The sequence below is a fragment of the Candidatus Tumulicola sp. genome (genome assembly GCA_036490475.1).
GTDB lineage: Bacteria > Vulcanimicrobiota > Vulcanimicrobiia > Vulcanimicrobiales > Vulcanimicrobiaceae > Tumulicola.
Genome location: DASXDT010000006.1, coordinates 366947 through 383697, shown reverse-complemented (window position 1 = coordinate 383697; position 16751 = coordinate 366947). Strand labels below are relative to the sequence as shown.

The window sequence follows — 16751 nt, the reverse complement described above, 5'->3', positions numbered from 1 at the left end:
CATAAATGGCAACCGTAGCAGCGTTGATCGACCGGGGCCTCGCACGCATGCAGGGCAGCATCATCGTCCGTCAGGGCGTTTTGGTGTTTGCCGCCTCCATGATCCTCAATATGGGCGGCTTCGTGTTCCATGCGGTCGCCAGCCGCCGGATCGGCGTGGCCGACTACGGCGTGCTGTACGCGCTGATTTCTACCAGCACGATCCTTGCGATTCCGGCCACCCTGGCCGCTCCGGTGGTCGCCCGCTTTGCTGCTGAGTTCCGAGTTTTGCACGACGAACGGCATATTCGCCGCCTCGTGCTCGACGTCGTGCGATTCTGCTTGTACATCTGCGTATTTTATATCATCGCGTCGCTGGTACTCATGAAACCGGCGGGTGTCTTTCTGCGCGCGCCGATTTGGCCCGCACCGTTTGTGGCGATCATCGGCGGGACGCTCTTGCTCAGCGGCGTTTTGCGGGCCGTCGCGCAAGGAACGCAAGATTTTACCGGCTTCGCGCGCTCGTGCGTGGCCGACGGCGTCGCCAAGGTGATCGGCGTGCTGTCGTTTACCGCGCTCGGTCTGGCACTGTTCGGCGGTATTGCCGCCTTTTTGTGCGGTGCGTTGGGCGGCGCGGTTGCGATCGGCGTACGGTTGTTTCGTAATTACGGAACGGTCGAGCATTGCGTGATCCGCTACGATTGGCGGCGCATCGCCATCAGCGGCATCGGAGCCGCGGCGATCACGATCGGCGGTGCGCTGATGGGTTCCGCGGACGTCATTTTGATCAAGCATTATTTCGATGCGGATGCTGCCGGTGTGTACTCGGCGGCGTCGCTGGGCGGCAAAGTGCTGTTGTATTTCGTTGGCTTCGTGCCCACCGTGTTGCTTCCTCAAGCCGCCGAACGTCACGTTCGGGGCGAGCGGACGCGCTACGCGCTGGCAATGTGCGTCGCCATCCTGTTGGGCATCGGCGTGGTCGGCCTCATCTTGGTGCATTTCTTCGGCATCCTCCTGATCCACGCGCTAGTCGGCCACGCGTTCGACGGAGCCGTGCCGTTGTTGTTGCCCTATAGCACTGCGATGATGTTCCTGGCATTGAGTATCATGCTTGGGTCGTATGGCATCGCGACCCATCGGATCGCATTTGCCGCGCCGCTACTGGTCGGCGTCGTCGGAACGCTCCTGGCCATCATCGCCATGCATGCCTCGCTCGCCCAGGTCGTCAACGTGATCGCCGCAGGCAACGCGATTACCGCCGTGGCGGTGGCGGCCACGCTGGCCATCCAGGCGACCACCGGGCGTCGTCGCATTCCCGTAGCCGCAACGTAACTGCGCCCGCCCGCTTTTTCGCTTGAGCGCGCGGGCCGAACCCCGTAAGATAGCGCTACTATGGAACTCTGCATCGACCGGGCCTCCGTCGACCGCTGCCGCGCACTGTCGGGCTCGATCGTCGCGCCCGTCGAAGCCTTTATCGCCGCACACTCAACCGTGTCCGTCGAGCGTGCGGTTCTGCGGCTGCTGGGGGTGGACGGCGTCGGACGCGACGAGATTCCGGTGCCGAACGTTGTCGTCGAGTCCCTCGCCACGCCGGTGCTGGCCCGCGGCATCGCGTTGGCGATCGGCAAAATGGTGGCCGAAACCGGCTTGAATCCGGCGCAGGCAGGCGCGGCGATCGCGGCCGGTGAGCTGGGGCTCGCGCAATTCGGGGGCACGCCGGATGAGGCGGCCCGAGCGGCGCTGGCTCCGCACGTCGAGGCGGGTATGCGCCGCCTACGCGAACGGCGGGCCGAACGCAGCGAACGGCTCGAGCGCTTGAAGCAACTGCCGCCGCCGCTCCTGTACGTGATTGTGGCTAGCGGCAATATCTACGAAGATCGTACTGCGGCCGCCGCCGCGGTCGAAGCCGGCGCGCAAATCATCGCGGTCATCCGTTCGACCGGACAATCGCTGCTCGACTTCGTGCCGTACGGCGCGACGACCGAAGGATTCGGCGGCACGTACGCAACGCAAGAGAATTTCCGCATCATGCGCGCGGCCCTCGATGAAGCGTCGGAGCGCGCCGGGCGATACGTGATGCTCACGAATTATGCGAGCGGCCTGTGCATGCCCGAGATCGCGGCGCTGGCGGCCGTCGAGCGTCTCGACATGTTGCTGAACGACTCGATGTACGGCATCTTGTTCCGCGACATCAACATGAAGCGCACGTTCGTCGACCAACATTTCAGCCGCACGCTGAACGCCTACTCCGGCATCATCATCAACACCGGCGAGGATAATTATCTCACCACCGCCGACGCGGTGGATCAGGCACCGGCCGTCCTCGCTTCGCAATTTATTAACGAGGAGTTCGCGCATCGTGCCGGTATGCCCGACCGGCAGATCGGGCTGGGCGACGCCTACGAAATCGATCCGGGCTTAGAGGACGGATTTCTTTTTCAAGTGGCGCAAGCGCAACTGACGCGACAAGTCTTTCCGGACGCGCCGCTCAAATATATGCCGCCGACAAAACACATGACCGGCGACGTCTTCAAGGGCCATCTCATCGACGCGCTTTTCAACCTAACGTCGGTCATGACGGGTCAAACGATCCACTTGTGCGGAATGCTCACCGAAGCGATCCACACCCCGTTTCTCGGCGACCGGGCTCTGTCGATCGATAACGCGCGTTACGTCATGAATACCGCACGCCATTTCGGCGACGAGATCGTCGTCAAGCCGGGCGGCACGATCGAAAAGCGCGCCGCGTCGGTTCTGGCCGGTTGTGAGGTGTTATTGGAGCGCGTTGCGTCGATCGGTTTGATGGAGGCGATCGAGGGCGCGTTTTTTGCCGACGTCAAACGCTCGCCCGACGGCGGTCGCGGGGCCGACGGCGTGTTCGCACGCGCACCCGGATATTTCAACCCGTTCGAAGACGCATTACGGGCCGAACTGACGGTGCCGGCATGACGCAGGGCGTGAAACCATACGGCGATACGATGAACGACGGCAAGATGCAACTGTCGTTTACGTTGCCGATCGAGTGGAACGAAGCCGCCGACGAAGCCGCGCGCCAACTGGCTGTAAACATGGGTCTGGTCGACGTGCAAGTCGTTGAAGGCCGGAAGATCGCTACGGGCTTTTCGTTTTTCGTCTTGTATGCGAGCACGCCGCACAGCGTCGACGTCGACAACGTGAAAGCGTCGCCGGCGCGCGCACATGCTATGTCGATGGAAGAAGTCGACGCGTTCGTGGCCGAGAACGTCGGCCGCAAGATTCGCGTGGCCGGCGCGTGCATCGGTACCGACGCGCACACCGTCGGCATCGATGCCATTCTCAACATGAAAGGCTACAAGGGCGATTATGGCCTCGAGCGGTATCATTGGTTCGAGGCGTTCAATCTGGGTAGCCAAGTCGCCGCAGAAGATCTGGTCCGGTTCACCAAAGAGAAGGACGTCGACGCGATCCTCGCGTCGCAGATCGTCACCCAGAAAGGCAGCGACGTCAAAAACTTCACCGAGTTGGTCGAACTGCTGGAGGCCGAAGGGCTACGCGACCGTGTCGTGTTGGTTTGCGGCGGTCCGCGCGTTACCGGGTTGCTCGCAGCCGAGCTCGGCTACGACGCCGGATTCGGTCGCGGTACGCTGCCGAGCGAAGTCGCAGCATTCATCGCAGTTACGTTGGCCGAGCGTCTTCGCCGCTCCGGCAGCCAGTTATTCGCATAAACGACGATCGGAGCACCGTTGCAGAAAACCGCACTCATCGCCGGCATCACGGGCCAAGACGGTTCGTATTTGGCCGAGTTCTTACTTGGGAAGGGCTATCGTGTCGTCGGTATGACGCGGCGTACGAGTACCGAGGTGCACGAGCGCATTCGAGACATCGTCGACGATATCGAAATCGTTTCGGGCGACCTCCTCGACCAAACGTCGATGTCGTCGATCGTTGCCGACGTGCGGCCGCACGAGTTTTATAATCTCGCCGCACAATCGTTCGTACCGACGTCGTGGAACCAACCCGTACTCACCGGCGAGTTTACCGCGCTGGGGGTAACGCGAGCCCTCGAGGCGGTGCGCCACGTCGACACGTCGATCCGATTTTATCAAGCCTCGAGTTCGGAAATGTTCGGTAAGGTGGTCGAAGTACCGCAAACCGAGACGACGCCGTTCTATCCGCGCAGTCCGTACGGCGTCGCAAAAGTCTACGGACATTGGATCACGGTGAACTACCGCGAGTCGTACGACATGTATGCGTGCAGCGGCATCCTGTTCAATCACGAATCGCCGCGTCGCGGATTGGAATTCGTCACCCGCAAGATTACCGACGGCGTGGCGCGCATCCGATTGGGGCTGACCCGCGAACTGCGCTTGGGAAACCTGGACGCGCAGCGCGATTGGGGCTTTGCCGGCGATTACGTCCGGGCGATGTGGATGATGCTGCAGGCCGACGAACCGGACGATTACGTGATCGCGACCGGTCGCACGCATAGCGTTCGCGACTTCGTTCGCATCGCGTTCGAGGCTGCGGGGCTCGGCTCGTACGAGCCGTACGTCTTCACCGATCCGCGTTTCGTCCGTCCCGCCGAAGTCGATTTGTTGATCGGCGATGCGGGCAAAGCCGCCCGGCAGTTGGGCTGGACGCCGGACGTAACGTTCGAGCAGTTGGTGCAAATGATGGTCGAAGCCGATATCGACCGCCTGTCGGAACGCTCGACGGTTTAGCGTCGCTTCGCGATGCGTACGCTCGTCACCGGCGCGACCGGTTTTGTCGGCCGTTACCTCACCGCGGCATTGGAAGCCGGCGGTGCTTCGGTGTTCGCGTGCGGTGGTCCGCACGACGGGCCGGACGTGTTCGCGTTGGATCTCGACGATCCGGCCGCGATTGCCGCGGCCCTCGACATCGCGCGCCCCGATCTGGTCTTTCATTTGGCGGCACAGACGTTCGTTCCCGAATCGTTCGCGTCGCCGGTCGCGACGTATCGAACGAATGTCGTCGGCACGGCGCATCTCGCTTCGGCAGTGCGCGCCTATGCGGACGGGCGCGCGATGCCGCGCATTCTCTTTACGAGTTCGGCCGAAGTATACGGGGCGCGTTCGGCCGGCGAGATGCCGTTGCGCGAATCGACGCTGCCGGCGCCGGCGACGCCGTATGCCGCGAGTAAGGCCGGCGCCGAAGCCGTCTTGTTGGCGGAAAGCCGTTGCTTCGGCCTCGACGTCGTCGTTGCTCGCGCGTTCAATCACATCGGGCCCGGACAGAACGAACGATTCGTGGTTCCTAGCTTTGCGCGGCAACTGGCGACGATCGCCGGAGGCGCGTCCTCGCCGGTCCTCATGGTTGGTAATCTCAACGCCGTGCGCGACTTTCTGGACGTGCGCGACGTCGTCGCGGCATACGTCGCGTTAGCGCGCGACGGTACGTCCGGTGAAATCTACAACGTATGCAGCGGCGCCGGCCGAACCGTGCGCGACGTCTTGCGCGAGCTCATCGCCATCGCTGGGGTTCCGGTCGAAGTGCGCGAGGATCCCGAACGGATGCGCCCGCTCGACGTTCCGGTTTTTGTGGGTAGCGCGCAGAAACTCGAAGCGGCGACCGGCTGGCATCCGGCGATTCCACTGTCGCAATCGCTGCGTGACATCTACCGCTCGGCCGTGCCGGGAAAACCCGGCGAGAGTTCGTAAGGCCCGCATATGGCAGATTCACCCGAAAGCGTGCAGGCGTTCGTTTTCAAAAATCGGGGCACGCTCTTAGCGCTGCCGGCCGTCCTCCTAGCACTCACCGGTAAGCCGACGCGCGCCAGCGCCCGCGTCGGAATTCCGCTCGCCATCGCCGGCGAACTGCTCCGCTGCTGGGCCGTCGGTTATTCGGGTGTCACGACCCGTGGCGACAAGGTCGAAGCGCCCGAGCTCGTTTCGGCCGGGCCGTACGCCTACGTACGGAATCCGCTGTACGTCGGCAATTTTATCACTGCGGCCGGATTCGCGATCGCGTTCACCGGTGGGCTTCGGCCGGGCCGGCGAATCGCAGCGATCGCCGCGTCGCTCGGCGTAATGGCCGGCGTGTACGCGACGATCGTACCGCATGAAGAGCAGTTTCTGCTCGGCGAGTTCGGTCACGAGTTCAACCGGTACCGCGAAAACGTACCGCCGCTACTTCCGCGTACGACACCGTGGGATGAGGGCCGGGGCGCGTGGCGGCCTGAGGTTATCCGCAGTGCGGAAACGCGAACGTTCGTCACCTTCGCAGCAATGTTGGCCGTCCTCGCATTTAAAACGAGAGAATAGGCGAGGCTTCTTCGTGTCGGCACGCCGCGGGTTAACGATCGCGCTGGCTGCCTCCATCGCGGTGGCGGCGCTGGAGTTTTGGGGCGGAATTCGTTCGCACAGCTTGGCGTTGACGACCGATGCAGTGCACGTCTGCACCGATATTTTCGCATTGGTTTTGGCGCTCGCCGCATCCATCGCGGCCGCGCGGCCGGCCGACGTGCGGCGCACGTTTGGATACGGGCGCATCGAAATTCTCGGCGCCCTCGTCAACGGGACGCTGTTGCTGGTCGCGACCGTCGTTATCGCATTCGAAGCGGCCCGTCGTTTTTCTGTGCCGGTGCAGCCGCAAACGACGATCATGACGATCGTCGCGGCCGTCGGCTTGATCTTGAACGCCGTTGCGGCGCTGGCGTTGCGCGAACGCGGAGAACACGATGTCAACGTGCGCGGCGCACTATTTCACGTGCTGGGCGACGCACTCGGTGCGATCGCCGTCGTCATCGGCGGCGTCGCGATCGCGCTTACGCATCGCGCCTGGATCGATCCCGCGCTTTCGTTGCTCGTCGCAGCGATGATCGTGGCCGGTGTCTTCCGATTGATGCGCGAGGCCGTCGACGTCTTGCTCGAAAGCGTTCCGCCGGGCCTCGACCCGGACGCAGTGGAAGCGCGGCTACGGCGGATAGCGGGCGTCGGCGGCTTGCACGATCTGCACGTTTGGTCGATCGGCAGCTCGTCGTATGCCCTGTCCGCACACGTGTTGCTCGAGGACCGGCGAATCAGCGAGGCGGCCACGATATTGCGCGAAATCGACGAATGTCTGAAGCGGGACTTTCGTATCGGGCATGTGACGGTACAGTTCGAATGCGACAACTGTCCGGTCGTGGTCGCGCATTAAGGCCGTCATAACCAAGGGCGAGGGGCGGACCTCGAGCCGGGCGAAGCCGACTCGGTTATGAATTCCACGTCATCCAAAGCGGTCGTCCTCTCGACCGCTCGCACGCCATTCGGTAAGCTCGGCGGCGGTCTCGCTCCGCTCGAGGCCACGACGCTCGGCGCGGTCGCGTTGGCGGCAGCCATCGAGCGCGCGGGCATCGATCCGAGCGACGTCGACCACGCCATTTTCGGTCAAGTGCTGCAAGCCGGTGCGGGACAAAATCCGGCTCGCCAAGTGATCTTTAAATCCGGCCTTGCGAAAACCGTAACCGCCGAAACGGTCAACAAAGTTTGCGCGTCGGGTCTCGTCGCGATCGCGTACGCGATGCGGTCGATCAACGCCGGAGCGCGTACGGTCGTCGCCGCCGGCGGCATGGAGTCGATGTCGAACGCGCCGTATCTGCTGCGCAGCGCACGGTTCGGATACCGCTTCGGTAACGGCGAGCTGGTCGACGCGATGGTCTACGACGGACTGTGGGATCAATATTTTCCGATGACGATGTCGTCGCAAGGAAATCTAGTCGCTACCGAACTCGGTTTATCACGCGAAGATCAAGATCGTTTCGCGCTTGCAAGCCATCAACGCGCGGCCGAAACGCACGCCGCGGGTCACTTCGATGCCGAAATCGTTCCCGTTCGCGTCGCGACCAAGTCGCGCGGAAAAGTTGTGGTCGACGCGCTCCCGCGTCGCGGCCAGGTTCGCGTCCCGGCCTCGGTCGGAGGCGGTTCGAATCGTATGTGGGATCATCAACCATCCGAACAGTTCACGCTAGATTACGAAAAATACGCTCCGTTCGTCACCGGCAATGAAGCCTCGACGACGGTCGACCGCGATGAATCGGTACGCACGGATGCCAGCGCGGAAGCGATGGCAAAACTGCGCCCGCTCGATCCGGGCGGTACGATTACGGCAGCCAACGCGCCGGGCGTCAACGACGGCGCGGCAGCGATGATCCTGGCCGATGCGGGTTACGCAGCCCAGCACGGACGCGAAGTGCTCGCTACGGTGTTGGATCATGCCGACGTGGCGTGGGACTCGCCGTACATCTGCATCACGCCCGCGATGGCCGCGCAGAAAATGCTCGATCGCGCCGGCCTCACGCGCGACGACATCGCTGTGTGGGAAATCAACGAGGCGTTTTCGGCCGTCGCAATCACATCGGCTCGCCATCTCGGCCTGGACGAGATCAACATCAACCGCTTCGGCGGTGCGGTCGCGATGGGCCATCCGATCGGCGCGTCCGGAACGCGCATCGTCGGAACCCTGATCAATCAGTTGCGCAAACGCGGCGGCGGATACGGAATTGCGTCGATTTGTTCGGGCGGTGGACAAGGCGACGCTTTGTTGATCAAAGTCGAGTAGGCGGAATGAAGATAGCGGTTATCGGTGCCGGCCAAATGGGCGCCGGCATCGCGCAGGTCGCTGCGACGAGCGGCCACGACGTGTTGCTCAACGACCGTAGCCCCGAATATATCGAACGCGGATTGGCCGGCATCGAAAAGAACCTCGATCGATCGGTCGAGAAAGGCCGGCTAACGGCAGCCGACCGCAACGCCGTCCTGGGGCGAATCGCGCCCGCGCCGGCGATCGATGCCTTCGACGTCGATCTGGCGATCGAGGCGGCGACCGAGCGTTTGGAGATCAAGCTCGAACTCTTTCGCCTGCTCGACGCACAGTGTTCGGTAAACGCGCGATTAGCGAGTAATACGTCGTCGATTTCGATCACCGAAATAGCCGCAGTTACCGCGCGCCCGGAGCGCGTGATCGGCATGCACTTCATGAATCCGGTGCCGGTGATGCAGCTGGTCGAAATTATCCGGGGCATCGCGACGTCGCAAGAGACGTTCGAGTTTACGCGCGATCTAGCCGCACAGATGGGCAAGACGCCGGTCGAAGTGCGCGACTTCCCGGGATTCGTCTCGAACCGCGTGTTGATGCCGATGATCAACGAAGCGATCTACACGGTATACGAAGGCGTCGCGACGCCCGAAGCCATCGACACCGTTATGAAGCTTGGCATGAATCATCCGATGGGGCCGCTGACGCTGGCCGATTTCATCGGGCTCGACACGTGTTTGGCGATTATGGAAGTGCTGCACGACGGGTTCGGCGATAGCAAATACCGGCCGTGTCCGCTACTGCGGCAATATGTCGCCGCCGGTTGGCTGGGACGCAAGAGCGGCCGCGGCTTCTACACGTATTAATGGATTCGACGTCGATCGCGTTCGAACTGACCGCCGACCAACGCGCTATCGGCGGGCTGGCAGCCGAGATCGCGCAACGCGAAATCGCTCCGCACATCGCGCAGTGGGATCGCGAGCATACGTTTCCGCGCGAGTTATACAAAAAGTTAACCGACGCCGGCATCATGGGCATCATCGTTCCCGAAGCGTATGGCGGGGTCGGCGCCGATTACGTATCGTACGCACTCGCGATCGAAGAGCTGGCTCGAGTGGACGCCGGCACGGCCGTTACGGTGTCGGTGCATTCCATGATTTGCGCCGCCATTTCGCGGCTCGGTAGCGACGCACAAAAAGAACGTTGGTTGCCGCAGTTGGCGACCGGCGACACGATTGCCGGATTTGCGCTGACGGAATCCGATGCCGGTTCGGACGCGGCTTCGCTTCGCTCGACCGCTCGCCGTCAAGATGACGGATACGTGTTGAACGGTCGCAAGCAATGGTGTACCAACGGCAGCTACTGCGACGTCGTAATGGGCATGTTCCGCACCGGCGGCCCCGGCCCTAAGGGCGTCAGCGCGTTCTTAATACCGCGCGGTACCACCGGCATCGTCGTCGAGCGCGTTACCGATAAGCTTGGAATTCGCACGAGCAACACGTGCGATCTCGCGTTCGAAGACGCGAAGATTCCCGGCGACGCGCTGCTCGGCAGCGAAGGCGACGGTTTCGGTGGTGCGATGACGGCGTTGACCTCCGGTCGGATCGGTATCACCGCGCAAGCCGTCGGCATTCTCGCAGCGTGTTTGGACGAATCCGTGCAGTTCGCAAAGGAGCGAATTGCATTCGGCAAACCGATCGGTGCGTTCGAAGGCGTATCGTTCAAAATCGCGCAGATGGCGATGGATCTCGACGCCGCGCGACTTCTACTGTATCGCGCAGCCGCGCTGGCCGACGCGGGCCGTCCGTTCACGATTGAAGCGTCAAAAGCCAAACTGTTTGCGTCGACCGCCGCGCGAAAGCATGCCGCGGAAGCGCTGCAAATTCACGGCGGTTACGGTTACACGACCGAGTTCGCTGTCGAACGGCACTATCGCGATGCCAAGGTCACCGAGATCTACGAAGGCACGTCCGAAATTCAACAGATCATCATCGCTCGTTCGCTATTGGGAAAATTTGAATGAACCTCATGGAGTATCAGGGCAAGGAGCTGTTTCGCCGGGCCGGGATTCCCGTTCCGCGCAACAGCCACGCCCCAACCGCGCAGCACGTCGCGGACTTTTTGAAAGAACAGGCCGGCGAGTGGGTCGTCAAAGCGCAAGTCTTGATGGGCGGTCGCGGGAAGGCCGGCAAAATTCAATTCGCAACCGGCGCCGACGAAGGCCGGCACGTCGCACAAAACATCTTGGCGACGCCGATGCCACCGAACAGGCAGAATCCCAACGGCGAACCGATCAAATCGTTGCTGGTCGAAGAGAAACTTCCGATCGAAAAAGAAGCCTACTGCGCGATTACGATCGACCGGGCTCAGAAAAGACCCGTGATCATGGTCAGCCGTTTCGGCGGCATGGATATCGAGGAAGTGTCCGAGCATCACCCCGAGTCGATCGCGAAAGCCTACATCGATACGGCCATCGGCTACTCACCCTTCATCGGGCGGCAGTTGGCGTTCGACGCGCAGCTCGATCCAGGTTATCGTAAGCAACTACCGGCGATTGTCGGAGCGCTGTACGAACTTTTTTTTGAGTACGGCGCTAAACTGGTCGAAATCAATCCGCTCGCGCTCACCAAAGACGGTAAGGTCGTCGCCTCCGATGCTAAAGTCGAACTCGATGACGATGCGCTGTTTCGCCATCCCGAATTCGCGAAGTGGCAAGAGGCGTTACCGCTCGATGAGGACGAGCGATTGGCGAGCAGCGCCGGCTTAGGAATCCGCAACTTCCTACGCTTCGACGGAACCGTCGGTACGATGGCCAACGGCGCGGGTTTGGCGATGGCTACGATGGACGCGGTCGCGTTCGCCGGCGGCAAAGTCGCGAACTTTCTCGATGTCGGCGGCGGCGCTAACGCCGAACGCGTGCGCAAATGTTACGAGCTGGTCGTCAACAACACCGGCGCCAAGTCGTTCTTCATCAACATCTTTGGTGGAATCACGCGTGGCGACGAAGTCGCGCGGGGTATCGTGGACGCAATGGCGACGACCAGCTCGCGTAAAATCCCGCTGGTCATTCGCCTGACCGGTAATAACGAAGAAGAAGGCCGGCGGATTTTGGCCGAGGCCGGGATGACGCCGGTCGAAACGATGGACGAAGGCGCTAAGCGCGCCGTGGAGGCCGCGGCGTGAGTATTTTCCTCGATAAAAACAGCAAGGTGATCGTGCAAGGCATCACCGGTGCCGAAGGCTCGCACCACACCGAGCGGATGCTCAAATACGGCACCAACATCGTCGGCGGCGTGACCCCCGGCAAAGGCGGACAGACGAGGTCGCACGGGTTGCCGGTGTTCGATACGGTTAAGGACGCGGTTGCCGCAACCGGCGCGACCCACACCTGTATCTTCGTGCCGCCACCGTTTGCGGCCGACGCGCTGTTCGAAGCGTATTACGCTGGAATCGGGACGGCGGTGTGTATTACCGAAGGCGTGCCGGTACACGACGTGCTCAAGGTGGTGGGAACCACGCCGGGCATGCGGATCATCGGGCCCAACTGCCCGGGGTTAATCTCTCCCGGCAAATCGTCGGTCGGCATCATGCCCGGCCACATTTTTCTCGAGGGCAATGTCGGCTTGGTTTCGCGCTCCGGCACCTTGACGTACGAAGTCGTCGATGGACTCACGCGGGCGGGGCTCGGCCAATCGACCTGCGTCGGTGTCGGCGGCGATCCGATCATCGGAACGACCTTCGTGGATTGCTTACGCGAATTTGCGAACGATTCTCAAACGAGCGCGATCGTTTTGTGCGGCGAGATCGGCGGGTCCGATGAGGAAGACGCCGCGGCCTTCATTGCCGAGCATCTGCCGCGCACGCCGATCGTGGCCTTTATCGGCGGGCGGAACGCGCCGCCCGGGAAATCGCTCGGCCACGCCGGGGCGATCGTCTCGGGCACCTTTGGAACTGCCAAGAGCAAGATCGAAGCGTTTCAAGCTGCGGGGGTCCCCGTTGCGGACCGCCCGTCCGAGGTTCCGGGTCTGCTTGCCCGCCGGATTGCTGGGATGAGTGCTTCGCAAGCATAGCGGCTCTCCTCAGCATTCTTAAAGGAACGTAAGTCACCAACGAAAAAGTGCCGCTTCACATCAAACAGGGAGGCGGCTGAGGATTTTTGCCGCTTCGCCTCCTTTTTTGATGCGACCACAGCACAACTGATTGAGGGAACAGAATGAAGACTTCACGGACCCTCCGTCACGTCGTCATGGCCGTAGCGCTGCTCGTCGCCTTTCTCGCCCAGGCAACATGGGTACTGGCGGGAACGACGGGCAGCTTAAGCGGTCAGGTATCGGATGAAACCGGAGCTCCAGTCGCAGGTGCGGCCGTAAAGGTCACCTCGGCTTCGCAAACGGCCACTGCTACCACAGACGGCGGCGGACACTTCTCATTCATTTCGCTTGCTCCCGACACGTACGTCGTGACGGTAACCAAGCAAGGCTACAACCCGAATAGCTATCCGGGTGTATCAGTTTTCGCCGACCAATCGCAAACGTTGGCTCTTCGGTTACCGAAGGGTCTTCGTCAAATCGCGCACGTGGCGGCAACGGCAGCCGGAAGCCTGGTAAAATCGGGCACCACGGCCGACGTCTATTCCGTCAACTCCGCGACCCAACAAACGGTGATGGGCAGCGGCGGCGGCTATAACCTGGACAGCGCCTACTCTGCGATTTACTCGCAGCCGGGCGTCACGTCGCAGATCGGTAACTACGGCTTCGGCCAGGTGTACTACATCCGCGGCTCGTCCTACAGCCAAGTCGGTTACGAGTATGACGGTGTCCCCGTCAACCGTGCCTTCGATAACTACAACGCCAACTCGCTTTCGAGCTTAGGCTCGCAAGAAACCGAAGTGTACACCGGCGGTTCGCCCGCCAGCGGCACGTCGGCGACGTTGGCCGGTTACATCAACCAGGTCATCAAGACCGGTACGTTCCCGGGCTATGCCCAGGGCAACTTCGGTCTTGGAACGCCGGGCTTCTACCATAAAGCCGGCGTTGAAGCCGGTGGTGCGACCCCGGATCGTCTCTTCTCATGGTATGTCGGTTTCCAAGGTTCCGATCAGTCGTATCGCACGATTGACAACAGCGACGGCGCGGGCATTGCAAACGATGGAAGCAGCCAGTACGGCATCTTCAACTCGTTCTTCAATCCGGTGGCCGGCCTATTCACCTCATACTATAACGGCCCATGGTCGACGTGCGGCGGTGCCGGAAATAACGGCACGGGCCAGATTCCGAAAGGCTCGCTGAGCGAGCTCGGAATTCCGGTCTGTAACTCGTACATCCCGTGGCAGGGCGGCTTCCTCGGTCTTCCGATGGACACGCAAGATCGCGAAAACGTCATGAACTTCCACTTCGGCATCCCGCATAAGAACGACGCGGGCCGTGACGACGTGCAAGCGCTGTTCTACAACTTCGCCTACCATCAAGACTTCGGTGGCAACATCGCTCAGCAGGGTGGACTCGCGACGTTGAACAGCAATCTCTCCGGCTGGGGCGGTCCGAACGGCATTGCCGAACAGGATTTCGGAGTCGGCCCGTACGCTCGCGAAAACGGACCGTACAGCAACTTGTGCGGTTACAACGCGGTACTTGCCGAGTTCGGCATTAGCGAAGGGTGCGGTTTCGGAGCATCCACGCTGAAGTACTACGACACGCAGATCTTCCAGCCCGGAACGGCGTTCGGACAGAACGCTGCGACGGCGCAGGCGACGCGCTACCTGGCGCCCAGCCAAGGCTCCTACGCGGCGGGAACCACAATTTCGCCGAGCAATACGGACACCACGTGGAACGACGCGTCCATCATCAAGCTGCAGTATCAAAAGAACTTCGGCTCGAGCGCGTACGTCCGTATTATGGGATACTCCTCCTACTCCGACTGGCTACAGTCCAACGCGAACGTTGCGGGCGAAGGTTTCAGCGGATACGGATACGGCACGACCGGTGCGGACTATCCGGCTCCGGACTACGAACTGGACACGCACACTCGTGGTGTTCAGTTACAAGCATCGGACCAGATCAACGCTCAGAACTTAATTTCGTTCACCGGCAACTACACGACCGCGACGGTCGTGCGCTGGAACAACCAGTTCTATTCCGCTCCCGGTAACGTGACGAACCTCATCGGGAAAAACGGCCAATGTTACAACTGGTCGTCGGGCGCGCAGTCGAACTGTTTACTTGGTTCTACTGCGGGCGGATACACGGGCGCTGGAACGGGTATCGGCAACGGTGGCCCAACCCAAGGCTGGACAACCAACAGTGCATGTGCTCCGGCAAACGGTATTGCTGGATCACCCGCCTGCGCCGCGGGTGCCTCCTTCCAAGTGACCGTGCCGCAAGGTTACGGAACACTGAACACGGTGCAACCGCAGTTCTCGTCGCTCGCGCTGACGGATGAATGGCGTCCCGGAGACAAATGGGACATCAACGCCGGCGTTCGCTTCGAAAGTTACGTCTACGATCTCGGCAACACGGTAAACCCGGAGTTTAACTTCTGGTTCAACCAAGCCGCGAATGCGTATTGCTACGACCCGAAAACCGGGCAACCGATTCTGCAGAATATCACTCCCGGATCTTCTCCAGGCTCCTTAGGCCCGCAGATCCTTCCGAATTCCGGTGCCGGCGAGACTGCCGGACTTTGCTACAATGGCGATGGCACGCCGTATATCTCGCCGTCGGGCATTCAGGCCCGCCATCCGAACGGTAAGAATGGAAGCCAGCTGTACACCAACCAAGGTGCGACGGGTTTCTCGCATCCGGAATGGTCGCCTCGTATCGGCGGCACCTACTCGTTCGATCCGAACGACGTGCTGCGCTTCAACTACGGCCGCTTCACCCAACCGACGCAAACTGCGTACGAACAGTACAGCAATGCTTCGGGTTTGGGAGCTGCGAAGTTTGACTATACCTACTTCTGGGGACTCGGCTTCAACACGCCGGATCACGATAACCCGGTGCAGGTATCCAACAACTACGATCTGTCGTACGAAAAGCATTTCGCGAACACAGACGTATCGTTGAAGCTCTCGCCGTTCTATCGTTGGACGACGAACCAGCTGGTCACGATTTCGCTGGGTGGTAACTTCGCCTCCGCGATTAACGCGGCGACGCAGAAAACCTCGGGCGTCGAACTCGCCATTCAAAAAGGTGATCCGAGCCGCAATGGCCTGTCGGGTCAGTTCAGCTACACCTACACCGACGCGAAGATTAAGTATTCGACGTTGGCGAACGGGTCGAATGGTATCGACATCATCAACAACTACATCAACGGCTTCAATAAGCTGACCAAAGCCGGCGGTGGCTCACCGTGGTATTGCACCAACGCTAAAGGCCCGAACGGCAGCAATGGTCCGTCCGCGAACGGTCAGTGCGGTCCGGGTCAAGCTCCGATCGCCAACCCGTACTACAGCGAAGGCCCGCAAGGGTTGCTCGATCGCAACGGTTGGTACGATACCTATCCGAACGAACCGCCGCAGGCCACTCCGGATGAGGGGCTATCGGCAATCTCGCCCAACGTGTTTGCTGGTTTCTTGAACTACAAGCACGACAAGTTCACCGCAACCGTGAACGCGATCCTGAACGAAGGCACCTCATACGGTTCGCCGCTCAGTATCATTGGGCTCGATCCGCGTACGTGTTCGGGCAATCAATCCGGCATTGCCGGCAACTCGAAGTACGCAGGGTATGCAGACTTCCAAACCTGCGGCCCCTCGACGTTCGTTGCGTCGGGCAACTTAGCGATCCCGGATCCCCAAACCGGTACGTTTGACAACGTCGGCCAATTCCGCGAACCGTGGCAGCTCAACATGGGTCTGCAGTTCGGGTACGATGTTACTCCGCGTATCCACCTCACCGCGACGCTGGCGAACGTGTTGAACACGTGCTTCGGCGGTTCGGCTGAGAGTTGGACGGCGAAGTACAACCCGAACAACATCGTTTGCGCCTATGCCGGCAATGGCCAAACCTACATCGGCAACCAGCCCGGCGCGGGCTTCTTCTACGGAGCATCGGGTCACGATCCGGCGAACGGCACGGCGGGATACCCCGGCGTGTTCAACTCGCAGTATCAACCGCTGTTCGGCGCCCTTCCCTTCCAGGTGTACTTCAACGCTCAGATCCGCCTCTAGCAGGTTGGTCTAGCGCCGGAAGGCGCCGGAAAAATAAAGCCCCCGTTCGAAAGAGCGGGGGCTTTTTGTGTGCGGGCAACGGGAGCAGGTCG

13 protein-coding genes are annotated in these 16751 nt (G+C 61.3%); all 13 read left to right on the top strand.

What is annotated here, in order from left to right; translation table 11 throughout:
- Window positions 1-5: 5 nt before the first annotated feature.
- The 13 genes from VGF98_09455 (at window position 6) to VGF98_09395 (ending at window position 16659) form a co-directional block, all read left to right on the top strand.
- Window positions 6-1310: an oligosaccharide flippase family protein gene (locus VGF98_09455; protein HEY1681849.1), complete on the top strand. Its 1305-nt coding sequence runs from the start codon at window positions 6-8 to the stop codon at window positions 1308-1310.
- A 60-nt stretch (window positions 1311-1370) separates the two neighbouring features.
- A complete protein-coding gene (locus VGF98_09450; protein ID HEY1681848.1) occupies window positions 1371-2927 on the top strand; it encodes a lysine 5,6-aminomutase subunit alpha in 1557 nt (518 codons plus the stop codon).
- On the top strand, window positions 2924-3682 hold the full coding sequence (locus VGF98_09445; protein ID HEY1681847.1) for an OAM dimerization domain-containing protein: 759 nt from the start codon (window positions 2924-2926) through the stop codon (window positions 3680-3682). The genes VGF98_09450 and VGF98_09445 overlap by 4 nt, the downstream gene beginning before the upstream one ends.
- 18 nt (window positions 3683-3700) lie before the next feature.
- The gene (gene gmd / locus VGF98_09440; protein HEY1681846.1) at window positions 3701-4678 is read left to right on the top strand and encodes a GDP-mannose 4,6-dehydratase; all 978 of its coding nucleotides are present in this window, start codon (window positions 3701-3703) and stop codon (window positions 4676-4678) included.
- A gap of 12 nt (window positions 4679-4690) precedes the next feature.
- Complete coding sequence (locus VGF98_09435) at window positions 4691-5635, top strand: GDP-mannose 4,6-dehydratase (GenBank protein HEY1681845.1); 945 nt, start codon at window positions 4691-4693, stop codon at window positions 5633-5635.
- A 9-nt stretch (window positions 5636-5644) separates the two neighbouring features.
- Window positions 5645-6238, top strand: coding sequence for an isoprenylcysteine carboxylmethyltransferase family protein (locus VGF98_09430; protein HEY1681844.1), 594 nt, complete (start codon window positions 5645-5647; stop codon window positions 6236-6238).
- A 13-nt stretch (window positions 6239-6251) separates the two neighbouring features.
- Window positions 6252-7115 (top strand): cation diffusion facilitator family transporter, encoded by an 864-nt coding sequence (locus VGF98_09425; protein ID HEY1681843.1) that lies wholly within the window; start codon window positions 6252-6254, stop codon window positions 7113-7115.
- A gap of 57 nt (window positions 7116-7172) precedes the next feature.
- Window positions 7173-8516, top strand: coding sequence for a thiolase family protein (locus tag VGF98_09420; GenBank protein HEY1681842.1), 1344 nt, complete (start codon window positions 7173-7175; stop codon window positions 8514-8516).
- 5 nt (window positions 8517-8521) lie between these two features.
- Window positions 8522-9358, top strand: a complete 837-nt coding sequence (locus VGF98_09415; protein ID HEY1681841.1) for a 3-hydroxybutyryl-CoA dehydrogenase — start codon at window positions 8522-8524, stop codon at window positions 9356-9358.
- Window positions 9358-10515, top strand: coding sequence for an acyl-CoA dehydrogenase family protein (locus tag VGF98_09410; protein ID HEY1681840.1), 1158 nt, complete (start codon window positions 9358-9360; stop codon window positions 10513-10515). Before VGF98_09415 ends, VGF98_09410 begins: the two co-directional genes overlap by 1 nt.
- The gene (sucC, locus tag VGF98_09405) at window positions 10512-11675 is read left to right on the top strand and encodes an ADP-forming succinate--CoA ligase subunit beta (GenBank protein ID HEY1681839.1); all 1164 of its coding nucleotides are present in this window, start codon (window positions 10512-10514) and stop codon (window positions 11673-11675) included. The genes VGF98_09410 and sucC overlap by 4 nt, the downstream gene beginning before the upstream one ends.
- Window positions 11672-12562: a succinate--CoA ligase subunit alpha gene (gene sucD, locus VGF98_09400; GenBank protein ID HEY1681838.1), complete on the top strand. Its 891-nt coding sequence runs from the start codon at window positions 11672-11674 to the stop codon at window positions 12560-12562. Before sucC ends, sucD begins: the two co-directional genes overlap by 4 nt.
- 143 nt (window positions 12563-12705) lie before the next feature.
- Entirely contained in the window at window positions 12706-16659 is a 3954-nt protein-coding gene (locus VGF98_09395) for a TonB-dependent receptor (GenBank protein HEY1681837.1), read from the top strand.
- The last annotated feature ends 92 nt before the right edge of the window (window positions 16660-16751 follow it).